The sequence below is a fragment of the Actinophytocola sp. genome, assembly GCF_035762905.1.
Taxonomy (GTDB): domain Bacteria; phylum Actinomycetota; class Actinomycetes; order Mycobacteriales; family Pseudonocardiaceae; genus DASYTH01.
Window position 1 is genome coordinate 161145 of sequence record NZ_DASUCC010000070.1, and the last position, 22011, is coordinate 183155.

The following is a 22011-nucleotide window of genomic DNA, read 5'->3' on the forward strand; positions in this document are numbered from 1 at the left end:
CTCCTCAGTGAACTTCAAAAATAAGAAGTGTTCACACACTAATCATGAACTTCAAAAAGCGGAAGGGCCAGGCGCTAAAATCGGCAGCGTGACCCGCCGCGGCTACCACCAGTACTGCGCCACCGCGCGCACCCTCGACCTGGTCGGCGAGCGCTGGACCCTGCTCATCGTCCGGGAGCTGCTGACCGGTCCGAAGCGGTTCAAGGACCTCGGCGACAGCCTGGCCGGGATCGGCACCGGCCTACTCGCCGAGCGGCTCAAACACCTTGAGGCGGCAGGAATCCTGCGGCGTGCCATGCTGCCGCCGCCGGCCGCGACCCCGGTCTACGAGCTGACCCCGGCCGGTCAGGATCTTGAGCCCGCGGTGCTGGCACTGGCCCGCTGGGGGCTGCGGCACGCTATGGGACCGCGCGCCGAGCGGGACGGCTTCCGGCCGGGCTGGGCGGTGCTCGGCATGCAGGCCGCGTTCGATCCGGTGGCCGCGGAGGGAGTCGTTGCCGTGTACGAGTTCCGGGTCGGCGACGCGGTGTTCCATGCCCGGGTGGACGGCGGCCGGGTGTCCAGCAGGATGGGCCCGGCCGACCGGCCGGACGCGGTGATCGAGGCGGACGAGGAGACTTTCGCCGACCTGGCGCACGGCCGGCAGCGGCTGCGCGAGGCGGTCCGGGCCGGCCGGGCCCGCGCCACCGGGGACCGCGCCGCGCTGACCCGGCTGCGATCGCTGTTCCCGCCGCCGGTCTGAGACAATTCCCCGGCGATGAACCTGCCCACCGACACCCTGGTCGACTGGTACGCCGCGCACGCCCGCGATCTGCCGTGGCGGGCGCCCGGAACGACCGCGTGGGGGGTGCTGGTCAGCGAGATCATGCTGCAGCAGACGCCGGTGGCCCGGGTGGAACCGGCCTGGCTGGACTGGCTGGCGCGCTGGCCGCGGCCGTCCGACCTGGCCGCCGCCTCGCCGGCGGATGTGTTGCGCGCCTGGGGAAAGCTCGGCTACCCGCGCCGGGCACTGCGGCTGCGCGAGGCCGCGGCCGTGATCGCCGAGCGGCACGGCGACGTCGTTCCGTCCGATGTGGACACGCTGCTGGCGCTGCCCGGCATCGGGGCCTACACCGCCCGGGCGGTGGCGGCGTTCGGCTACGGCCGGCGCTGCCCGGTGGTGGACACCAACGTCCGGCGGGTAGTGGCCCGCGCGGTGCACGGCGCCGGGGACGCCGGGCCGGCGTCGACCACGCGAGATCTGGCCGATGTGGACGCCCTGCTGCCGGCCGACGAGCCGGCCGCGGCGCGGCTGTCCATCGCGCTGATGGAACTGGGCGCGCTGGTGTGCACCGCGCGCACGCCGCGCTGCGCGGTCTGCCCGGTGCGGGCGGACTGCGCCTGGCAGCGGGCCGGGCGACCGACATACACCGGGCCGGTCAAGGCGGTGCAGCGCTACGCCGGCACGGACCGGCAGGTGCGCGGGCGGCTGCTGGACGTGCTGCGGGACACGCCGGAGCCGGTGGTCCGGGCGCGGCTGGACGCCGCCTGGCCGGACGCCGCCCAGCGCGACCGCTGCCTGGACTCGCTGCTGGTGGACGGCCTGGTGGAGCAGACCCCGGACGGCCGGTTCGCGTTACCCGGCGATCGAAACTCGGCAACATGATCCCCACTTAGTAGGGGAATAACTTGTCAATCTGGTGTTGAGGTGGCTACTGTCGGCGACGACACTGGGCCCCCTGCACCCGGGAGATCACGATGTCCATCAACCGCCGTGCCCTGCTCCGCACCGGCCTGACCGTGGGCGCACTCGGCGCCACCGCCGGTCTCGCCCGACCCGCCCTGGCCGCCCCGGCCGTGGGCGAACCGCAGATCTACGACACCAGGAACTGGGGCGCGCGCCCGCCCAACGGCACCATCCAGGTGCTCAACCAGCGCCCGACGTTCATCGTCGTGCACCACACCGCCGGTGCCAACAGCACCGACCTCTCCCTCGAGCACGCCTTCGCCATCTCCCGCGGCATCCAGAACTTCCACATGGACAGCCGCGGCTGGATCGACTCTGGCCAGCAGCTGACCAACAGCCGGGGCGGGTTCGTCACCGAGGGCCGGCACCGCAGCCTCGAGGTGCTCACCGCCCGCAACCGGCACGTGATGGGCGCGCACGTGGCGAACAACAACAGCACCTGCATCGGCATCGAGAACGAGGGCCTCTACATGGAGGTCAACGTCACCACCCGGCTGTGGGCCTCGCTCGTCCATCTGGTCGCCTACATCGCCCAGCAGTACGCGATCCCCACCTCACGGATCATGGGACACCGCGACTTCAACGCCACCCTGTGCCCCGGCGACGTGCTCTACCGGCGGCTGCCGGAGCTGCGCACCGCGGTCGGCCGGCTGCTCGGCGCGCCGGTGTCCGATCCGGACACCTGGCCGCTGCTGCGTCCCGGCGACACCGGAGCCAAGGTGCTCGCCGCACAACACCTGTTGCGGGCAAGGGGAATCACCGAGGTACCGCTGGACGGTGTCTACGGGCCGGCCATGTTCGCCGCCGTGCAGCGGTTCGGCGTGCGGGACGCGATCCCGTACGAGCCGTGCTACGGCTGCCGGCACGACGACGAAAGCGGCCTGCTCGGTGCCTCCGGCTGGCCGCTGCTGGTCCGCCCGGTACAGGTGGACGAGCCGGACGACGTCGGCAAGGCCGCGCGCATCCTGCTGGACGCCGCCGGCCGGCGGGCCGGCACCGACACCCTCATCGACACCCCCACCTGGCGGTCGTTGCTGCGCTGAGCGCATGACACGCTGCGCGGCATGGCGCAGGCGCTGGAGTTCCGGTTCGACGACGAGGCCGACCGTGCGGTGCGGGAGCTGTGGCACCGGCTGGACCGGGCCGGGGTGGACAGCCTGGCCACCCGCACGCACGGCCGGCACCGCCCGCACGTCACCTTCGCGCTGGCCGGTGGGATCCCGCCGGCCACCCGCGAGGCGTTACGCACCGACCTCGCCCGGCTGGCCATCCCCCGCCTGTGGCTGTCCACCCTCGGCGCGTTCGCGTCGGTGGAGAACGTGCTGATGCTCGCCGCCGTGGTGGACACCGAACTGCTCGCCGTGCACTCCGCCGTGCACGACGTGCTGGCCGGCCGGGTCAAGGCGCCGTCGGCGTACTACCTGCCCGGCTCCTGGGTGCCGCACTGCACCCTGGCCCAGGGCATCCCGCCGGACCGCACCGCCGCCGGCTTCGCCGCGCTGAACCCGGTCGACCCGATCCGGGCCACCGTCGTCGAGGTCGCCGTCGTCGACACCCACACCGGCGCCGGAGAAATACTGCTCGCCCGTTAGCGGCCGAGGACGTCGGACAGGAACGCCTCGACCGCACCGCGATAGGCCTCCGGGCTGGTCGCGTGGATCACGTGGCCGGACCCGGGCACGATCAGGTGCCGGGCCGGACCGGCGGTGCGGGCGGCCAGGTCGGCCTGCTGCCCGGCCGGCATCGGGCTGTCCGCCGCCTCCAGCACCAGCACCGGGCAACGCACCGCCTCGACCAGCGCCCAGTACTCCCGCTCGCCCCACTCCGCGGCGATCCGGTACAGCTCGTCCAACTCGGCGATCAGGTGATAGCCGTCGGCGCGTTCCTCGACGCACTCGGTGAAGTAGTCCCCGAGCGGGGCGAAGTACTCGCGGACGTGCGCCAGCGCGGCGAACGGAACCGGCCAGGACTCGAAATACGCCCGCCAGTCGTCGACCGTCCGGCCGCGCTGGTCGGGTGCCATGTCCTCGATCACCACGGCGCGTACCAGGTCGGGATGGGTGGCGGCGAGCGCCCAGGCGTGCAGGCCGCCCATCGAGTGGCCGATGACCACCGCGGGGGCCAGGCCGTACCCGCGGATCAGCTCCGCCGCGTCGGCCACGAAGTCCTCGGTGCGCACCGCCTCGCCCCGGTGCGGGCTGCGGCCGTGCCCGCGCGCGTCCAGCCCGATCACCCGGCCGTATCCGGTCAGCCAGCGGGACACCGGCCACCAGGTCGTCGCCCGGCCCATCAGCCCGTGCAGCAGCAGGATGCCCGGTCCGGTGCCGCCGAACTCGACCACTCCCGGGGTCGCCACCACGCGAAACCTCCAACCCAACTCGCGCAATACTCCAAACCGGTCATGATGTCGCACAAGACCACCGACTCGGGGAGCCCAACCATGTCACTGGCAACCGCGATCCGGCTCGCCGGCGCGCTGTCCGCCGCCCTCGCGGTGGCCGCGTGCAGCGGCACTGCCCCGAGCCAGCCCGACCCGCCGAGCAGCAGCACGCCGGCGCCCCCGGTCACCGGGACCGTCACCGCGGACGGCGCCGGCGACCCGTACTACCCCACCGACGGCAACGGCGGCTACGACGTCACCGACTACCACGTGTCGATCAGCTATGACCCGCCGGCCAGGAAGCTGGACGGGGACACGGTGATCACCGCGAAGGCCGGCACCGACATCGCCCGGTTCAACCTCGACCTGCACGGGCTCGAGGTCAGCGCCATCGAGGTGAACGACAAGCCGGCCACGTTCGAGCGGCAGGGCGAGCACGAGCTGGTGATCACTCCGGCCGAGCCGGTCGCCAACGGCTCGACGTTCCGCACCCGGGTCCGCTACGGCGGCGTGCCCAAGACGATGGAGGAATCGAACCTGGGCACCAACGGCTGGCAGATCGCCCGCTCCGGCGGCGCGTTCGCGGCCGGCGAGCCGCACTCGGCGACCAGCTGGTACCCGGCCAACGACACCCCGAGGGACAAGGCCACCTTCAAGCTCACCGCGCGGGTGCCCACCGGCTGGAGCGTGATCTCCAACGGGCGCGAGGAACCGTCCACAAGCGACGGTGGCTGGACCACCTACACCTGGGTGGAGCCGACCAGGATCGCCACCTATCTGACCACGGTCGGCATCGACAAGTGGACCTTCGATCGGTCCACCCTGCCCGACGGGCTGCCGGTGGTCAGCGCGTACGCCCCGGGCGCGGAGGAGAAGAAGTCGGTCGAGCGGCGGCTGCCCGAGGTGCTCGCGTTCCTGAGCGAGAAGTTCGGGCCCTACCCGCAGAGCGCGGCCGGCGGCATCTACCTCAACGAGAACATCGGGTTCTCGCTGGAGACCCAGGGCCGGCCGATCTACGCGAAGTGGGCCGATCTGCCCGTCCTGGTGCACGAGAACGCGCACCAGTGGTTCGGCGACTCGGTCAGCGTGCAGAACTGGGCGGACATCTGCCTGAACGAGTGCTTCGCGAGCTACGCGCAGTGGTTGTGGGAAGAGGCCAAGGACGACAAGGACCTCGACGCCGAGTACCGCCGGGAGGTGGCCCGGGCCTCCGACCGGTTCTGGAACCGCAAGCTCTACGACATGGGCCCGGGCAACGAGTTCACCGCCGTCTACGACAAGGGCACACTGGCCCTGCACGCGCTGCGCCGGCAGATCGGCGACGAGGCGTTCAACCGGGTGCTGCGCGAATGGCCGGCCAAGCACCGGGACGGCAACGCCTCGTGGCCGGAGTTCGAGGAGTTCACCCAGCAGGTGGCCGGGCAGGACCTGCGGGAGTTCTTCGCCGCCTGGTTCCGCAACGAGGGCAAGCCCGCGGACCAGTACCTCTACCCGGGGAACCTGCGCCGGTAGCGTCGGCTGGCCTACGCTGGGCCCATGGCAGTGGTGAAGATCAATGCGATCGAGGTGCCGGACGGCTCGGGCCCAGAGCTGGAACGGCGGTTCGCCGCCCGCCTCGGCGCCGTGGATTCCGCGCCCGGGTTCCTCGGCTTCGACCTGCTCCGCCCGGTGTCCGGCGAGAGCCGCTACTTCGTGGTCACCAAGTGGGAGTCCGACGAGCACTTCCGGGAGTGGATGAGCGGCTCCGGGATGGCCGCGCACTCCGGTGAGCGGGCCAAGCCGGTCGGCACCGGGTCGAGCCTGCTCGAGTTCGAGATCGTGCACTCGGCCACGCCCAAACCGGCGGAGTGACGGCGGAACTCGACGCGGCCGCCGCGCTGCTGCGCCGGGCCGAGGCGCTGCTGATCTGCGCCGGCGCCGGCATGGGGGTGGATTCCGGGCTGCCGGACTTCCGTGGCGACGAGGGGTTCTGGCACGCCTACCCGCCGTACGCCCGGCTCGGGCTGCGGTTCGTCGAGCTGGCCGACCCGGTGCACTTCGCCGAGGATCCCGAGCTGGCTTGGGGGTTCTACGGTCATCGCCTGGCGCTGTACCGGAACACCAAGCCGCACAAGGGGTTCGAGGTGCTGCTGCGGTGGGCGGCGGCGGCGCCGGCCGGCGCCCGGGTGTTCACGTCCAATGTGGACGGACAGTTTCAGGTCGCCGGGTTCCCGGCCGACCACGTGGCCGAGGTGCACGGCTCGATCCACCACCTGCAGTGCCTTGGCCCGTGCCGGGACGTGACCTGGCCGGCCGACGGGATCGACGTGGCCGTGGACCCGGACACCATGCGCGCGGTCGGGCCGCTGCCGACCTGCCCGCACTGCGGCGGCCTGGCCCGGCCCAACATCCTGATGTTCGGCGATGCCGGCTGGGTGCCCGATCGTTGCCAGGACCGGCTGGACGAGCTGACCGCCTGGCGGCGCGGGCTGCGCGGGGTTCACCTTGTCGTGCTGGAGATCGGCGCCGGCACCGCGGTGCCCACCGTGCGCCGGCAGGCCGAGTTGGCCGCCGCCACGACCGGCGCGCTGATCCGGATCAACCCGCGCGAGCCCGCCGTCCGGCACGGCCGGGGCGTGGCGATCGCGGCCGGCGCCGCGGCCACCCTGTCCGAACTGGATAGTGGGCTCGGCTGAGGTCTACGGCAACACGATTTCGGCGAGTAGGGCGCGGTGGTCGCCGCCGGGGAGGTCGAAGACCGCGTAGCTGGCAACGGCGCACCGGGCGTCCACCAGGATGTGGTCCATGGTGGCCGGCGGGCCGAACGGCCAGCTCATCCAGGTGGGCGTGAGGCCCTCGCCGGTCTGCTCGGCGGCGTCGGCGTAGCCCGGGTCGAGGATCCGGCGGAACGACGCGTGGTCGAACGTGGCCGCGAAGTCCCCGGCGAGCACCCGGACCCGGTCCCCTTGCGGGGCCGGCAGTCGGGCCAGCTCGGCGCGCCACAGTGCGGCGTCGCCGTCGGCCACCGACACCACGTGTGCCGCGAGCACCTCGACGTCGTCCCGCCCCGGCAGGTCCACCACGGCCGCGACCTGCGCCCGGATGACCGGATCGACCGGCACGGTCTGGCGCAGCGGCAGCCGGGCCACGATGCCGGATCCGTTGCCGCCCGGCCGCGGATCGACCGCCCGGTACGGCATGACCTCGGCAAGCCCGGCGGTGTCCAGCGCCTCCAACGCCTCCTGGGTCAGCTCCGGCAGGGTGAGCACGTCGACCCCCTGCTCGCGGGCCAGCCGCAGCACCGTCGCCGGGTCGGTCCGGCCGGCGTTGAGGTCGGCGGCCATCACCCGCAGCCGCTCGCCGTCGGCCGGCGGCTGGGCGTCACTGAAGTACCTGGGCACCAGCAGCACGACCATCGACAGCGCCATCACCAGCACGGCGGCGGCCAGCGCCCGGCGGCGCAGCAGGAACGCGACCAGGGCCAGCAGCAGGCCCGCCGCGGCGATGTACGGGGTCAGGGTCAGGGCCGCGACCAGCACCGGCGCGCCGTCCACCCCCAACACCCGCAGTACCGCGATGCCGAGGAACACCAGCGTGAACAGGCCGAGCACCGCCGTGGTCCGGCGGCCGCCGACCTTGGGCCGGCGCTCCTTCCCGGCCCCGCGCTCGGGCTTCGGTTCGGGCGTTCGGTCAGCGGGTTTCTTGAGCATGGCGCTCGTTGCCTCGTTTGTAGTTGCCGGTGGCCCGGGCGAGCAGCTGCTGCGCGGCGGCGTCGTCGGCCGAGTCCAGCAGACCGATCAGGCGCGCGGCCGCCGCGCCGCGCAGCGTGGTCACCACCCGGCCGCGGCGGGACACCAGCACCTGACCGTCCTTGGTGACTCGCCAGTCGAACGGGTCATCGTCCAGGCTCACACCGCCAGAATGCCGCACGCCGGCCCGACCGGCTGTGATTTATCGCAACGGCGCGCTGTCAGCCGGTGCCAGCGGGATGTGCGTGCGCTGTCAGCGCGGCCCCAGATGGTGTCCACATGAGTGACACGAGGGACACGATCACACCGGCCATCGAGGCCGAGGGGTTGGTGAAACGGTTCGGCGACACCGTCGCGCTGGACGGGGTCGACCTGACCGTGCCGGCCGGAAAGGTGCTCGGGCTGCTCGGGCCCAACGGAGCCGGCAAGACCACCGTCGTGCGGATCCTGGCCACGCTGCTGCGCGCGGACGCCGGCCGGGCCGCGATCGGCGGCCACGACGTACGCACCGACGCGGTCGCGGTGCGCGGGCTGATCGGCCTCACCGGGCAGTACGCGTCGGTGGACGAGGACCTGACCGGCCGGGAGAACCTGGTGCTGATCGGACGGCTGCTGAACATGGCCAAGGCCGGCGCCCGGGTCCGGGCCGGCGAGCTGCTCGACCGGTTCGAGCTGTCCGACGCGGGCGACCGGGCGGTCAAGACCTACTCCGGCGGCATGCGCAGGCGGCTCGACCTGGCCGCAAGCCTGGTCGGCCGGCCCCGGGTGCTGTTCCTGGACGAGCCGACCACCGGCCTCGACCCGCACGCCCGGGCCGAGGTCTGGCAGATCATCCGCTCGCTGGTCGCCGACGGCGCCACCGTGCTGCTGACCACCCAGTACCTGGACGAGGCCGACCACCTCGCCGACCTGATCACGGTCATCGACCGCGGCCAGGTGATCGCCGCCGGCCGGCCGGACGAGCTCAAGCGGCGCACAGGCGGCCAGACCCTGCAGGTGCGCCCGACCCAGGCCGGCGACCTGGACACGATCGGCACGATCCTGCACGAGCTCACCGGGACCCGGCCGAACCGGGACGACACCGGGCTGCTCACCGTCCCGGTGGACGACCCGGTGCTGCTCTCCGCCGTGGTGCGCCGGCTGGACGACTGGGGTCTGACCGTGGACGAGCTGTCGCTGCGGCTGCCCAGCCTCGACGACGTGTTCCTCGCCCTCACCGGGCACAGGTCGAGCACCGGCGAGCCGGAGCTGGTCACCGAAGGGAGCCAGAAATGACCACGTTGACCATGGCCGAGCCCCGGCCGGTCGTCCGCACCGTCGCCCCCGCCCAGGCCGTCCGGCACGCCTTGGTGCTGGCCGGGCGGAGCATCGTGAAGATCAAGAAGAACCCGGAGAGCCTGCTCGACGTCACCCTGCAGCCGATCATCTTCCTGGTCATGTTCGTCTACCTGTTCGGCGGCGCGATCCAGGGCGGCAGCGACGAGTACCTGCAGGTGCTGCTGCCCGGCCTGATGGTGCAGAACACCGTGTTCGCCAGCCTGGGCATCGGCATGGCACTCAACACCGACATCACCAAGGGCGTCTTCGACCGGTTCCGCAGCATGCCGATCGCCCGGTCCGCACCGCTGGTCGGGGCCGTGTTCGGGGACGTCGTTCGGTACGTCGCAGCGCTCACCGTGCTGATCGTCACCGCGGTGATCATGGGTTTTCGGGTGCAGACCGACCCGGCATCGTTCCTGCTCGCGGCGGCCCTGATGGTGCTGTTCGGCCTGTGCCTGTGCTGGGTGTCGGTGCTGGTCGGCATGCTGGTGAAGTCGCCGAACGCGGTGCCGGGCACGCTGATCGGCATCCTGTTCCCGCTCACCTTCGCCAGCAACGTGTTCGTCTCCCCGCAGACGCTGCCCGGCTGGATGCAGGGCTGGGTGGACGTCAACCCGGTCAGCCACCTGACCTCGGCGGCCCGCGGGCTGCTGCTCGGCGGCGACTGGGCCGGGCATGCCGGCTGGGCGTTCCTCTGGGCGGTCGGCATCGCGGTGGTGTTCTTCCCGCTGGCCCTGCGCGCCTACCGGCGCCGGGTTGGTTAGGGCTGTCCGCCTCTCCGGGGAGCGGATTGATAGTGGCTGGGTTGCGTCACGGTCCCCTGAGGTTGCGTTGGTCGGGCCAGGACGTCACGCGTTGATCCACTGTGGACAGGCCTAGCCAATTACCTCGTCTAGGGCGGCGAGCGCGTGGCTTCGGTCGAGGCCGAGCCCGCGCTCGTACGCCGTCGTGTAGGCGTCCGGGCCGATCTCCGCCGTGATCGTGGCGATCAGTTCGGTCAGCTCCGGGTCGCCCAGGTCCGGCGTGCCGCGTAACGCGGTGGCGGCACCGAGCAGCCGGGCCGCGCCGGCCGGGTCGCCGGTGTGCACCAGCAGGTCGGCGGCGTTCGCCGCGATGGTGGCGATCAGCGGCAGGTCCATCAGCTCGGCCAGCGCCTCGCGCGCCCGGCGCAATCCCGCCCGGGCGGCCGCCAGATCGCCGGCGGCGATCGTGATCGGCACGGCGGCGAGCTCGTACCAGGCCTGCCAGTGGCCGATCGGGCGCTCCACGCCGGCCAGCAGGCTGGCGGCCCGCGCCAGGTGCTCGCGTGCCGCGGCGAGGTCGCCGCGCCGGCGGGCCAAGCCGGCCACCGAGCACAGCAGCATGGACTCGGACTCGGGCGAGGCGCGCTGCCGAGCCAGCGCCAGCCCGGCTGCCAGGTCCCGCTCGGCCCCGTCCAGGTCGCCGGCCCTGGCCCGCTGCGCGGCCAGCCGGGCGTGCAGCTCCGGCACGTCGTCCAGCGAGCCGAGCTGGGACACCAGCCTGATCGACTCCTCGTAGGCCGCGATCGCGCCGGTGTGATCGGCGCGCAGGGTCCGGCGCTCGGAGATCTGGCCCAGCGCGAGGGCCTGGCCCCACCGGTCGCCCAGCTCCCGGAAGACCTCCAGCGCCGCCGTCGCGGCCCGCTCGGCCTCGGCCGCCTGGCCCTCGTTCTCGGCCAGGTAGGCGCGGCCAAGCTCGGCCGCGGCCCGGCCCCACGGGTCGGGGTGGTGCGCCGCCCGGTCCAGCACCGCCCAGGCGCCCGCCTTGTCGCCGGTGAACGCGGCCAGCATCGGCTCCACCATGGCCAGCACCGGGAAGTGCAGCATCGCGTTGCTCTCGGCCAGCTCCGTCCGGGCCCGGGCCAGCAGGTCCCGGTCCAGCAGGCCGGGCGATCCGGGCGGGGGGTTGGACGCGGCGGCCACCAGCCGCAGCGCCGCCCGGGCATGGTCCGGGGCCGGGCCCGGCAGGTCGACCACCCGATGGACCAGCGCCACCGCCTCCTGCTGCCGGCCGGACATGGCCCAGAACCACGCCGAGGCCATGGTCAGCCGCAGCGCCGTGTCGGCGTCGCCCGCGTCGGTGGCGTGCCGGATGGCGGCCAGCAGGTTGTCCTGCTCGCCGGACAGCCGGGCGATCCAGCGCAGTTGCTCGGCGCCGCGCAGGTGCGGGTCGGCCTCCTCGGCCAGGGCCAGGAAGAACAGGTTGAACCGGGCGTGCACCCGGTCCGTCTCGCCCGCCTCGGCGAGCCGCTCGGCGGCGTAGGCGCGCACCGTCTCCAGCATCCGGTACCGCGGCCCGTCGGCGCTGCCGTACGCGTCGACCAGGGACTTCTCCACCAGCGAGGCCAGCACGTAGAGCACGTCGGCGGCGGGCAGGTCGTCGTCGGCGCAGACCGCGGTCGCCGCCTCCAGCGAGGCCCCGCTCGCGAACACCGCCAGCCGGCTGGCCAGGATCCGCTCCGGCTTCTCCAGCAGGTCCCAGCTCCACTCGACCACCGCGCGCAGCGTGCGGTGCCGCGGCATGGAGGTGCGGCTGCCGGCGGTGAGCAGCCGGAACCGGTCGTCGAGCCGGGCGGCGATCTGCTCGACGGTCATCGAGCGCAGCCGGGCCGCGGCCAGTTCCAGGGCCAGCGGGAGCCCGTCGAGCCGGTGACAGATCTCCACCACGGCGGCCATGTTGTGCGCGTCGAGCACGAACCCGGGGTGCGCCGCCGCGGCCCGGTCGGTGAACAACCGGACGGCGTCGGTACCCCGCACCTCGTCCAGGTCGGCGGCGGCCTTGGGCAGGTCGAGCGGCCCGACCGGGAAAACCACCTCGCCGGTGATCGCCAGCGGCTCCCGGCTGGTGGCCAGGATGTGCAGCGCCGGACACCGGGCCAGCAGCGCGTCCGCCACCTCCGCGGCCGCCGCGATCAGATGCTCGCAGTTGTCCAGCACGATCAGGCACCGCTGCGCGCCGAGCGCCTCCACCAGCCGGTCCATCGGCTCGGCCGGCCGGTGCGCGCCCGGCTCGAGCACCCGGACCTCTCGCAGGTTCAGCGCGGTCAGCATCGCCCCGGTCAGGTCGGCCGGGTCGGTCACCCGGGCCAGCTCGACGAACCATCCCGGCATCCCACTCGCCGCCGCCACCTCGGTGGACAGCCTGGTCTTCCCGGCGCCACCCGGCCCGACCAGCGTCACCAGCCGCCCGTCCCGCAGCCGCTGCGCCAGCTCGGCCAACTCGTCCCGCCGCCCCACGAAGCTGGTCAGCCGCGCCGGCAGCCACCCTCCCTTCCCGCCATCCCGCTCGGTGTCCTCGCCCCGCAACACCGCGAGCTGAACGTCCCGCAGCTCCGCCGACGGCTCGACCCCCAGCTCCTCCCCCAACACCCGCCGCGTGCTCTCGTACACGGCCAGCGCATCTCCCTGCCGCCCCGCCTGGTAGAGCGCCCGGATCAGCAACCCCGCCAGCCGCTCCCGCAACGGCTGCTCCGCCAACCGCGTCCGCAGCTCGGGGAGCACCTCCTGATGCCGCCCCAGCTGCAGGTCAGCCTCGATCCGATCCTCGACCGCAGTCGCCCGCACCTCGTCCAGCCGCGCCGCCACCGCCGCCGCGAACGCCGCCTCCGCGACATCCACCATCGCCGGCCCCCGCCACAGCTCCAACGCCGCCCGCAGCGTCCCCGCCGCCTCCCCCGGCCGCCCCGCCCTCAGCTCGTCCCGGCCCCGCCCCGCCAGCTCCTCGAACCGGTAAACGTCCACATCCTCCCGCCGCACCACCAGCCGATACCCCGCCGGATGCGACTCGACAATCCCCCCGTTCCCCCCGTTCTCCCTCCGCCCCCCGCGCTCCCCCTGCTCCCCCCGACAGGCCCGCCGCAACCGCGACACCAACGACTGCAGCGCATTATTCGCGTCATTGGGCGGCGCTTCCCCCCACAACCCATCGATCAACACCTCGGTCGGCACCACCCGCCCCGCCTCCAACGCCAGCCGCACCAACAACATGCGCAGCCGCGCCCCACCGAGGTCGATCACCGACCCATCCTCGGCAGCCAACTTCAGCGGCCCCAACAACCCCACCCGCACACCCCCAGCTTCCCAGAAACCCCCAACCCCCCGGCACACCCACACCCAGCCCACCAAACTCCGGCCAACCCTGACCACACGCCACCAACTCGCCAGCCACCCACCCACCAGCCCCAACCCGCCAACCCGCCTTCCCGACCCCACACCCCCAAGCGGCGACTCGAACCGCCCTAGCCGGCGACTCAGCTGCCCAACGCGGCAACTCGCCTGCCCGAACCGGCATCTCAGGTGCCTCGATCGGCAACTCGGCTGCCGGACGCGGCGGGTCGGGTGCCCGACCCGACGACGCCGGTGCTCGACCCGGCGACTCGGCTGCCGGACCTGGCGACTCGGCTGCCGGACACGGCGACTCGGCTGCCTGACCTGGCAACTCGCCTGCCTGACCCCGCGTCTCACGTGCCTCGATCGGCAACTCGGCTGCCGGACACGGCGACTCGGCTGCCTGACCTGGCAACTCGCCTGCCTGACCCCGCGTCTCACGTGCCTCGATCGGCAACTCGGCTGCCGGACGCGGCGGGTCGGGTGCCCGACACGGCAACTCGCGTGCACCGACCCGACGATTCGGGTGCCCGAGACGGCGTTTCGGCTGCCCGACACGGCAACTCGCGTGCACCGACCCGGCGATTCGGGTGCCCGAGACGGCGTTTCGGCTGCCGGACCCGGCAACTCGCGTGCACCGACCCGGCGACGCCGGTGCCCGACACGGCAACTCGGCTGCCCGACCCGGCGGCTCACGTGCTCGATCGGCAACTCGGCGACGGACGCGCCGGGTCGGGTGCCCGACACGGCAACTCGCGTGCTCCGACCCGGCAGCTCGGCTGCCTGACCCGGCATCTCACGCCGCGATCAGCACCTCGCCTGCCCGACTCGGCGACGCCGGTGCCCGACGCGGCGTTTCGGCTGCCCGACACGGCAACTCGGCTGCCCGACGCGGCGACTCGGGCGCCTGGACCTGGCGGCCCGGCTGCCCGACCTGGCAACTCGGGTGCCTGGACGTGGTGGCTCGGGTGCCTGGACGTGGTGGCTCGGGTGCCTGGGCCTGGTGGCTCGGTGCCTGACGCGGTGACTCGTGGGGAAGGCGAAGGCCGCCTGCGCCGTGGGGGCGGAGGCGGCCTTCGGGTGGGTTGATTGGGTGGTTAGTCGGACTCGGCGGATTCGGCGGCGGGGTCGATGGGGCCCTGGGAAACGGCGAGGTCGACCGGGGGGGAGTCGGGGACGTTGGAGGGCTTGGGTTCGCCGCGGAAGACGAAGCGGGCCTTGTCCCAGCCGCCGTCCTCGCCGTCCCAGCCTTCGACGTCCACGATGATGATCTGGCCCGGCATCAGCTCGCCGAACAGGATCTTCTCGGAGAGCTGGTCCTCGATCTCGCGCTGGATGGTGCGCCGGAGCGGGCGGGCGCCCAGCACCTTGTCGAAGCCGCGCTTGGCGAGGAGCTTCTTGGCGGCGGAGGTGAGTTCCAGCGCCATGTCCTTGCTCCGCAGCTGGGCCTCGACCCGGGAGATCATCAGGTCGACCATCTGGACGATCTCGTGCTCCTCGAGCTGGTGGAAGACGATGATGTCGTCGATCCGGTTGAGGAACTCCGGCCGGAAGTGCTTCTTGAGCTCGTCGTTGACCTTGTCCTTCATCCGCTCGTAGCTCTGCTCACCGCCACCGGAGGTGAAGCCCAGGCTCACCGCCTTGGAGATGTCCTGGGTGCCGAGGTTCGAGGTGAAGATGATCACGGTGTTCTTGAAGTCCACCGTGCGGCCCTGACCGTCGGTCAGCCGGCCGTCCTCGAGGACCTGCAGGAGGGTGTTGTAGACCTCCTGGTGCGCCTTCTCGATCTCGTCGAACAGCACCACCGAGAACGGCTTACGCCGCACCTTCTCGGTGAGCTGGCCGCCCTCCTCGTAGCCGACATACCCGGGCGGGGCGCCGAACAGCCGCGAGGCGGTGTACCGGTCGTGGAACTCGCCCATGTCGATCTGGATCAGCGCGTCGTCGTCGCCGAACAGGAAGTTCGCCAGCGCCTTGGACAGCTCGGTTTTACCCACACCGGACGGCCCGGCGAAGATGAACGAGCCGGACGGACGCTTCGGGTCCTTCAGGCCCGCGCGGGTGCGGCGAATCGCCTGGGACACGGCCTTGACCGCGTCCACCTGGCCGATGATCCGCTTGTGCAGCTCGTCCTCCATGCGGAGCAGCCGGGTGGTCTCCTCCTCGGTGAGCTTGAACACCGGGATGCCGGTCCAGTTCGCCAGCACCTCGGCGATCTGCTCGTCGTCGACCTCCGCGACGACGTCGAGGTCGCCGTCCTTCCACTGCTTCTCCCGCTCGGCCTTGCGCCCGAGCAGCGTCTTCTCCTGGTCGCGGAGCTTGGCCGCCCGCTCGAAGTCCTGCGCGTCTATCGCGGACTCCTTCTCCCGGCGCACGTCGGCGATCTTCTCGTCGAACTCGCGCAGGTCCGGCGGCGCGGTCATCCGGCGGATCCGCATCCGGGCGCCGGCCTCGTCGATCAGGTCGATCGCCTTGTCCGGCAGGAACCGGTCGTTGATGTACCGGTCGGCCAGCGTGGCCGCGGCCACCAGCGCCGGGTCGGTGATCGTCACCCGGTGGTGCGCCTCGTACCGGTCGCGCAGGCCCTTGAGGATCTCGATCGTGTGCTCAAGGGTCGGCTCGCCGACCTGGATCGGCTGGAACCGCCGCTCGAGCGCCGGGTCCTTCTCCACGTACTTGCGGTACTCGTCCAGCGTGGTGGCGCCGATCGTCTGCAGCTCACCACGGGCCAGCATCGGCTTGAGGATCGAGGCCGCGTCGATCGCGCCCTCGGCCGCACCCGCGCCGACCAGCGTGTGGATCTCGTCGATGAACAGGATGATGTCGCCCCGGGTGCGGATCTCCTTGAGCACCTTCTTCAGGCGCTCCTCGAAGTCACCGCGGTACCGGGAGCCGGCCACCAGCGAACCGAGATCCAGCGTGTAGAGCTGCTTGTCCTTGAGCGTCTCGGGGACCTCGTTCTTGACCACCATCTGGGCCAGGCCCTCGACCACCGCGGTCTTGCCAACGCCGGGCTCGCCGATCAGCACCGGGTTGTTCTTGGTGCGCCGGGACAGCACCTGCATGACCCGCTCGATCTCCTTGGACCGGCCGATCACCGGGTCGAGCTTGCCCTCGCGGGCGCTCGCGGTGAGGTTGCGGCCGAACTGGTCGAGCACCAGCGACGAGGACGGGGTGCCCTCCCCCCGGCCACCGGTCTCCGCCGACTCCTTGCCGTGCTGGTAGCCGGAGAGCAGCTGGAGCACCTGCTGACGCACCCGGTTGAGGTCGGCCCCCAGCTTGACCAGCACCTGCGCGGCGACACCCTCGCCCTCGCGGATCAGGCCGAGCAGGATGTGCTCGGTGCCGATGTAGTTGTGGCCGAGCTGCAGCGCCTCGCGCAGGGACAGCTCGAGGACCTTCTTGGCCCGAGGGGTGAACGGAATGTGACCGCTCGGCGCGTGCTGGCCCTGGCCGATGATCTCCTCGACCTGCTGACGCACGCCTTCCAAAGCGATCCCCAGCGACTCGAGCGCCTTGGCGGCGACACCCTCACCCTCGTGGATCAGACCCAGGAGGATGTGCTCGGTGCCGATGTAGTTGTGGTTGAGCATCCTGGCCTCTTCCTGGGCCAGGACGACCACCCGCCTCGCGCGGTCGGTGAACCTCTCAAACATGTGCACTCCCTGACTGCTGCGCCGGCGGCCCTCTACCACCTCCACCGGGTGGATTCAGCACCGTAGGACCACTGTAGTCGCCTGGCCCGTCGCGCTCAGTACGACTTAGCGACGACCAAGCGGTCCGCATTCTTTCCTCGACGCCATGAACTCGTCGTCACCCTGCCCAACGTGCGAGGGCCTGGGCGGATTCCGCAATTGTGGATATTTCCGCTCCCCGCGAACAGGACGTTCGGCTGGACTCCTGCTTGAGCGCCGAGCGAGCACCCGAGTGGGTCCGGTAAGGTAAGGCATACCTCACCGGATAGGAGAACGGGTGACCGCGGGATACGCGCCGGTGCCGGGTGCCGGACGCCGCGAGCGACCGCGGTACCTGGAGGATTCGCTGGCCAGAGTCAGCACGCTGCAGCGGCGTGCCCGGCTGCGGCTGGGCGTGCCGGCCGGCGAGACCGGCTGGCATGGCTGCCAACGCCTGCTCGACGACCCGGCCGGCTTCGACCGGTGGCGCGCCGAGCTGGCCCGGTGGCTGACCGACCGGTACGGCGACGCGCCGGAGCGGACCACCGCCGGCTACGTCATGTACTGGTACATGTTCGTGCCGGCCTACCTGGCCGCGCTGCTGTTCCACCATGAGCGCCGGGTGCCCTCGCTGCGCCCGGCCGACCTGGCGTTCCGGATGGCCGACCCGCGGCCGCACCCGGCGGCCATCGCGGTGCGCAGCCCGGCGTTCGCCTGCCTGCCGGACGATCCGGCGGCCGGCACCCCGCACGCCACCGTGGTACCCGACGAGCACGCGCTGGCCGCACTGCTGCGCGGCCGGTACGTGGCGCACGCCACCCGGTTCGTGACGGCGTTCGAGCCGACCGTGCGGTTCGGCCGGCACACGCTGTGGGCGACGGCGACCGACGCGCTGGACACCTCCCTGTGGTACGCCGGGCGCTACGGCGGCGACGAGGGCGCCGGGGTGCTGGACGCCACACTGGTGCTCGACGGCCAGGTGGCGCCGCTCACCTCGACGTCGACCGTGCGGCCGAAGCTGGACCCGGACGGCCATCCGCACTGGACCCGCCGCCGGGAAAGCTGCTGCTTCCATTACCTGCTCGAGTCGGGCCAGGGCGTGTGCGCGTCCTGCCCCCGGCTGTCCCCCCGCGAGTCGCCCTGCTGACCGATACCCGGCGGATCGCCGTGCGGTCGTCCATTCCGCGGTGCCCCAAACCGGCGAGATTGCCGTCGCCGATCGGTGTTTGCCCCAGTATTTCCACGCCTAGCGAATCCCCCGGGCGGCCAAGGGGCATGCCGGTCACCCCACCGGCAGGCCCCCTCAACGGGACCGACGTATCAGGCCTGCGAGTTGTACGCGTCGATAACGTCGGACGGGATTCGCCCGCGGTCGGACACCTTCATACCCTGCTTACGCGCCCACTGCCGAATTGCCTGGTTCTGCTCGCGGTCCGCCGAAGCGGTACGGGGCGGGCGCCCGGCCGGCCGGCTGAGGCCACGTTTACGGCCACCGGAACGGCGGGCGTGCTCCACATACTCGGCCAGAGCGTCGCGTAGCCGTTCAGCATTGTCCTCGGACAAGTCGATCTGGTACGACGCCCCATCCAAACCGAACTCGACGGTCTCCTCCGCCTCGGAACCGTCCAAGTCGTCGACCAGTGTGACCGTCACCTTCTGCGCCATGCGGATCCTCCTGGGTAAGCACACGGGGATTGTGGCCGGGCCCGGCCCCCAATATAAATACTCCTCCGGGCCAGGTTAGCGCAAATCGACGTCCTATTGTTGAGATCCGACGAGATCGGGCCGGATCATTCCGGTCGCACCAGCGGGAACAGGATCGTCTCCCGGATGCCGAGACCGGTGAGCGCCATCAGCAACCGATCGATGCCCATTCCGACACCGCCGCTCGGCGGCATTCCGTACTCCAGTGCGCGCAGAAAGTCCTCATCAAGACGCATGGCCTCGTCGTCCCCGGCCGAGGCCAACTTCGCCTGCTGCTCCAACCGGGTCCGCTCCTCAACGGGATCCACCAGCTCGGAGTAACCCGTGGCCAGCTCGAAACCCCGAACGTAGAGGTCCCACTTTTCGGCCACCCCAGGCACGCTGCGGTGCTGTCGGGTCAGCGGCGCGGTCTCGACCGGGAAATCCCGGACGAATGTCGGCACCCCCAGGTGCCGGCCCACCAAGTGCTCCCACAGCTCCTCGACGAGCTTTCCGTGACCCAGGTGCTTCGGGTCCGGCTCGATGCCGTGCGCCCGTGCGTGCTTGGCCAACATCTGGACGGAAGTGTCCGGCGTGATCTCATCGCCAAGTGCCTCGGACAGCGATCCGTACATCGTGAGAGAACCCCATTCCCCCGAAAGGTCGTAAGGGGATCCGTCCGCCAAGGTGACCTGCTGGCCACCGAATACCGCCTGCGCGGCTTCCTGCACCAACTCGCGGGTGAGCACGGCCATGCTGTCGTAGGTCTCGTAGGCGGCGTAGTACTCCAGCATCGCGAACTCGGGCGAATGTGAAGAATCCATGCCTTCGTTGCGGAAGTTCCGGTTGATCTCGAAGACCTTCTCGATACCACCGACCACACATCGCTTGAGGAACAGCTCCGGTGCAATGCGCAGGTAGAGGTCCATGTCGAGGGCGTTGGACTTGGTGACGAACGGACGAGCGGTAGCACCGCCATGCATCGTCTGCAACATCGGAGTCTCCACCTCGAGGAAACCCCGGCGGTGAAAACTTTCCCGCAACGAACGGACAACCGCGGCCCGCATCCGCGCCACCTCACGCGCGCGCGGTCGCATGATGAGATCGACGTAGCGCTGCCGAATGCGCGTTTCCTCACCAAGCTCCTTGTGCGCGACCGGTAGCGGACGCAATGCCTTCGCCGCCAATTGCCAATCGGTGGCAAGAACCGACAACTCGCCACGCTTGGACGTGATGACCTCGCCCCGGATGAATACGTGGTCGCCCAGATCGACGACCGACTTCCACTCGGAAAGGGCGTCCGCACCCACCCGGTCCAGACTGAGCATCGCCTGGAGTTCCGTTCCGTCGCCCTCGCGCAGCGTCGCGAAGCACAGCTTGCCGGTGTTGCGAAGGAACATCACCCGCCCCGCGACCCCGACCACCGCGCCGGTGAACGTGTCCGCCGGCAGCCCCGGATGGGCGGCCCGAACCTCGGCCAGGGTGTGCGTCCTCGGCAGCTCGACCGGATAGGGCTCGACCCCCGCGGCCAGCAGCCGGTCCCGCTTGTCCCGACGAATCCGCATCTGCTCGGGAAGATCGTCGGGCGCGGGCTGGGGGAGCTCTTCGGTCATGATTCAAGCCTACGGAGAGCGCAGAAGGCCAGGCCAACGGGTATTGACCGGCTAGGTTCGGGGCATGGCGGAAGACCCGACAGCCGACCCGACAATCGCCGCCCGGCTGGCCACGTTCGGCCCCAACGCCGCCGCCTACGCGCAGCACCGGCCCGACTATCCGGCCGAGGCGATCCGGTGGGCGCTGGCCGGCGCGGCTCGTCCCGTGCGGCAGGTGCTCGACCTCGCCGCCGGCACCGGGAAGCTCACCGACGGCCTGCTCGCCCTCGGCCTTGCGGTGACCGCGGTCGAGCCCGATCCCGGCATGCGCGCCGAGTTCGCCCGGCAGCACCCCGACGTGCCGGCGCTGGACGGCACGGCCGAGGGGATCCCGCTGCCGGACGCGTCGGTGGACGCGGTGCTGGCCGGGCAGGCGTTCCACTGGTTCGACCTGGACCGGGCGTTCCCCGAGTGCGCCCGGGTGCTGCGGCCCGGCGGCGTGGTGGCCGGGCTGTGGAACGACGAGGACCGCCGGGTCGAATGGGTCGCCGAGCTGGCCCGGGTGCGCGCGGAGACGCACGGTGACCCGTGGCCGTACGAGTCGGGGATGCCGGCCTCCGCGGGGCTCGAGCCGTTCGAGGTGGCCCAGTTCGCGCACGTCCAGCGGCGCACCGCCGAGTCGCTGACCGCGACCATCGCCACCTACTCGCACACCGCGATGATCCCGGCGGCGCAGCGGGCGGCGATCCTGGCCCGGATCCAGGCCTTCCTGGAGTCCCGCCCGGAGATCGCCGGCGGCGAGTTCGACCTGCCGCTGCGCACCGTGGTGCAGCGCGCCCGGCGGACTGTTCCGCCTCTCCGGGATTAACTGCTGTTGTTGCGTTCCAGCCGATGGTGCGGTTGGCGGGTTGATTGTGGCCGGGTTGCGTCACGGTGCCCCTGAGGTTGCGTTGGGTGGGCCGAGGCTGTCTCGGTGATCCACCGGGCCCGCTAGCGGGTGTTGCGCTCGAAGACCAGCCGCAGCCCGAGCAGGGTCAGGTCCGGCCGGTGGTGCGCGATGGTCTGCGACTCGTCGATCACCAGGGGGGCCAGCCCACCGGTGGCGATCACGGTCACCGGACCGGCGTGCCCGGTCCGGGCCAGCTCGTCGGTGATTCGCCGGACCAGGCCGTCCACCTGCCCGGCGAAGCCGTACATGATGCCGGACTGCAGGCACTCCACGGTGTTCTTGCCGATCACCGAGCGCGGCCGGACCAGCTCCACCTTGCGCAGTGCGGCGGCGCGGGCGGCCAGCGCGTCCACCGAGATCTCGATGCCCGGTGCGAACACCCCGCCGAGGAACTCCCCCTTTGCCGAGATCACGTCGATGTTGGTGGAGGTGCCGAAGTCGACCACCACGCACGCGGTGGCGTACAGGTGGTGCGCGGCCAACGTGTTGATCACGCGGTCGGCGCCGACCTCCCTCGGGTTGTCCACCAGCAGCGGCACCCCGGTGCGCACGCCCGGCTCGACGATCACCCGTGGCACCGCGTCGTAGTACCGGCCGAGCATCACCCGCAGCTCGCGCAGCACGGCCGGCACGGTGGACAGCGCGGCCACCCCGGTGACCGCGTCGGCCTGCGGGCCGAGCAGGCCGCGCATGGTCAGGGCCAGCTCGTCGGCGGTGATCCGGGCGTCGGTGCGCATCCGCCAGTCGTGCTCGAGCGTCGCTTCGTCGCCCTGGCCGGAGTACAGGCCGAGCGCGACGTTGGTGTTCCCGACATCGATGGTCAGCAGCACGC

The 22011-nt window shown here is 71.6% G+C and carries 19 protein-coding genes; 11 read left to right on the forward strand and 8 right to left on the reverse strand.

The window, feature by feature from the left end; all coding sequences use genetic code 11:
- Positions 1-88: 88 nt before the first annotated feature.
- The 4 genes from VFV67_RS14295 (at position 89) to VFV67_RS14310 (ending at position 3318) form a co-directional block, all read left to right on the forward strand.
- Positions 89-742 (forward strand): winged helix-turn-helix transcriptional regulator, encoded by a 654-nt coding sequence (locus VFV67_RS14295; RefSeq protein ID WP_326470314.1) that lies wholly within the window; start codon positions 89-91, stop codon positions 740-742.
- 15 nt (positions 743-757) lie between these two features.
- Positions 758-1645 carry an A/G-specific adenine glycosylase gene (locus VFV67_RS14300; protein WP_326470316.1) on the forward strand — a complete coding sequence of 296 codons (888 nt, stop codon included), beginning with the start codon at positions 758-760 and terminating at the stop codon, positions 1643-1645.
- Between the two features lie 92 nt (positions 1646-1737).
- Positions 1738-2769, forward strand: a complete 1032-nt coding sequence (locus tag VFV67_RS14305; RefSeq protein WP_326470318.1) for an N-acetylmuramoyl-L-alanine amidase — start codon at positions 1738-1740, stop codon at positions 2767-2769.
- Positions 2770-2790: 21 nt separating this feature from the next.
- Positions 2791-3318, forward strand: coding sequence for a 2'-5' RNA ligase family protein (locus tag VFV67_RS14310; RefSeq protein WP_326470320.1), 528 nt, complete (start codon positions 2791-2793; stop codon positions 3316-3318).
- Here the strand turns inward: VFV67_RS14310 and VFV67_RS14315 are convergent.
- Positions 3315-4085: an alpha/beta fold hydrolase gene (locus tag VFV67_RS14315; protein WP_414636246.1), complete on the reverse strand. Its 771-nt coding sequence runs from the start codon at positions 4083-4085 to the stop codon at positions 3315-3317. The genes VFV67_RS14310 and VFV67_RS14315 overlap by 4 nt on opposite strands.
- Before the next feature lie 81 nt (positions 4086-4166).
- Between VFV67_RS14315 and VFV67_RS14320 the strand changes: the two genes are divergently transcribed.
- From VFV67_RS14320 to VFV67_RS14330, 3 genes are read left to right on the forward strand one after another with little or no spacing between them, the layout of a single operon-like run.
- Entirely contained in the window at positions 4167-5618 is a 1452-nt protein-coding gene (locus VFV67_RS14320; protein ID WP_326470322.1) for a M1 family metallopeptidase, read from the forward strand.
- Positions 5619-5642: 24 nt separating this feature from the next.
- On the forward strand, positions 5643-5957 hold the full coding sequence (locus VFV67_RS14325; protein WP_326470323.1) for an antibiotic biosynthesis monooxygenase: 315 nt from the start codon (positions 5643-5645) through the stop codon (positions 5955-5957).
- Positions 5954-6781 (forward strand): SIR2 family NAD-dependent protein deacylase, encoded by an 828-nt coding sequence (locus VFV67_RS14330; RefSeq protein ID WP_326470324.1) that lies wholly within the window; start codon positions 5954-5956, stop codon positions 6779-6781. Before VFV67_RS14325 ends, VFV67_RS14330 begins: the two co-directional genes overlap by 4 nt.
- A gap of 3 nt (positions 6782-6784) precedes the next feature.
- Here VFV67_RS14330 and VFV67_RS14335 read toward each other — a convergent pair whose 3' ends face one another.
- Together VFV67_RS14335 and VFV67_RS14340 are read right to left on the reverse strand one after the other, a co-directional pair.
- Positions 6785-7795, reverse strand: a complete 1011-nt coding sequence (locus VFV67_RS14335) for an endonuclease/exonuclease/phosphatase family protein (protein ID WP_326470325.1) — start codon at positions 7793-7795, stop codon at positions 6785-6787.
- Positions 7776-7997, reverse strand: a complete 222-nt coding sequence (locus VFV67_RS14340; protein ID WP_326470327.1) for a hypothetical protein — start codon at positions 7995-7997, stop codon at positions 7776-7778. Before VFV67_RS14340 ends, VFV67_RS14335 begins: the two co-directional genes overlap by 20 nt.
- A gap of 137 nt (positions 7998-8134) precedes the next feature.
- Between VFV67_RS14340 and VFV67_RS14345 the strand changes: the two genes are divergently transcribed.
- A complete protein-coding gene (locus tag VFV67_RS14345) occupies positions 8135-9109 on the forward strand; it encodes an ATP-binding cassette domain-containing protein (RefSeq protein WP_326470378.1) in 975 nt (324 codons plus the stop codon).
- Positions 9106-9918: an ABC transporter permease gene (locus tag VFV67_RS14350; protein ID WP_326470329.1), complete on the forward strand. Its 813-nt coding sequence runs from the start codon at positions 9106-9108 to the stop codon at positions 9916-9918. The genes VFV67_RS14345 and VFV67_RS14350 overlap by 4 nt, the downstream gene beginning before the upstream one ends.
- Positions 9919-10029: 111 nt before the next feature.
- Here VFV67_RS14350 and VFV67_RS14355 read toward each other — a convergent pair whose 3' ends face one another.
- Positions 10030-13191, reverse strand: a complete 3162-nt coding sequence (locus VFV67_RS14355) for a BTAD domain-containing putative transcriptional regulator (RefSeq protein WP_326470331.1) — start codon at positions 13189-13191, stop codon at positions 10030-10032.
- A 1187-nt stretch (positions 13192-14378) separates the two neighbouring features.
- The gene (locus VFV67_RS14360) at positions 14379-16937 is read right to left on the reverse strand and encodes an ATP-dependent Clp protease ATP-binding subunit (protein ID WP_326470332.1); all 2559 of its coding nucleotides are present in this window, start codon (positions 16935-16937) and stop codon (positions 14379-14381) included.
- A 316-nt stretch (positions 16938-17253) separates the two neighbouring features.
- Here VFV67_RS14360 and VFV67_RS14365 point away from each other — a divergent pair, with 316 nt between their 5' ends.
- Positions 17254-18102: a (2Fe-2S)-binding protein gene (locus tag VFV67_RS14365; protein WP_414636247.1), complete on the forward strand. Its 849-nt coding sequence runs from the start codon at positions 17254-17256 to the stop codon at positions 18100-18102.
- A 173-nt stretch (positions 18103-18275) separates the two neighbouring features.
- On the opposite strand, the gene VFV67_RS14370 is transcribed toward VFV67_RS14365, so the two are convergent.
- Positions 18276-18620 (reverse strand): Lsr2 family protein, encoded by a 345-nt coding sequence (locus VFV67_RS14370; protein ID WP_326470333.1) that lies wholly within the window; start codon positions 18618-18620, stop codon positions 18276-18278.
- Positions 18621-18745: 125 nt separating this feature from the next.
- Positions 18746-20251: a lysine--tRNA ligase gene (gene lysS, locus VFV67_RS14375; RefSeq protein ID WP_326470334.1), complete on the reverse strand. Its 1506-nt coding sequence runs from the start codon at positions 20249-20251 to the stop codon at positions 18746-18748.
- A 64-nt stretch (positions 20252-20315) separates the two neighbouring features.
- On the opposite strand from lysS, the gene VFV67_RS14380 reads away from it, so the two are divergent.
- Positions 20316-21098: a class I SAM-dependent methyltransferase gene (locus VFV67_RS14380; RefSeq protein ID WP_326470336.1), complete on the forward strand. Its 783-nt coding sequence runs from the start codon at positions 20316-20318 to the stop codon at positions 21096-21098.
- 122 nt (positions 21099-21220) lie between these two features.
- Here VFV67_RS14380 and VFV67_RS14385 read toward each other — a convergent pair whose 3' ends face one another.
- A complete protein-coding gene (locus VFV67_RS14385; protein ID WP_326470337.1) occupies positions 21221-22009 on the reverse strand; it encodes a type III pantothenate kinase in 789 nt (262 codons plus the stop codon).
- Positions 22010-22011 lie beyond the last annotated feature (2 nt).

Excerpts from the sequence above, each read along its gene's own strand:
- VFV67_RS14300 (WP_326470316.1), top strand. The coding sequence starts at position 758 with ATGAACCTGCCCACCGACACCCTGGTCGACTGGTACGCCGCGCACGCC.
- VFV67_RS14305 (WP_326470318.1), top strand. The coding sequence starts at position 1,738 with ATGTCCATCAACCGCCGTGCCCTGCTCCGCACCGGCCTGACCGTGGGC.
- VFV67_RS14310 (WP_326470320.1), top strand. The coding sequence starts at position 2,791 with ATGGCGCAGGCGCTGGAGTTCCGGTTCGACGACGAGGCCGACCGTGCG.
- VFV67_RS14320 (WP_326470322.1), top strand. The coding sequence starts at position 4,167 with ATGTCACTGGCAACCGCGATCCGGCTCGCCGGCGCGCTGTCCGCCGCC.
- VFV67_RS14325 (WP_326470323.1), top strand. The coding sequence starts at position 5,643 with ATGGCAGTGGTGAAGATCAATGCGATCGAGGTGCCGGACGGCTCGGGC.
- VFV67_RS14335 (WP_326470325.1), bottom strand. The coding sequence starts at position 7,795 with ATGCTCAAGAAACCCGCTGACCGAACGCCCGAACCGAAGCCCGAGCGC.
- VFV67_RS14350 (WP_326470329.1), top strand. The coding sequence starts at position 9,106 with ATGACCACGTTGACCATGGCCGAGCCCCGGCCGGTCGTCCGCACCGTC.
- VFV67_RS14360 (WP_326470332.1), bottom strand. The coding sequence starts at position 16,937 with ATGTTTGAGAGGTTCACCGACCGCGCGAGGCGGGTGGTCGTCCTGGCC.
- VFV67_RS14370 (WP_326470333.1), bottom strand. The coding sequence starts at position 18,620 with ATGGCGCAGAAGGTGACGGTCACACTGGTCGACGACTTGGACGGTTCC.
- lysS (WP_326470334.1), bottom strand. The coding sequence starts at position 20,251 with ATGACCGAAGAGCTCCCCCAGCCCGCGCCCGACGATCTTCCCGAGCAG.
- VFV67_RS14380 (WP_326470336.1), top strand. The coding sequence starts at position 20,316 with ATGGCGGAAGACCCGACAGCCGACCCGACAATCGCCGCCCGGCTGGCC.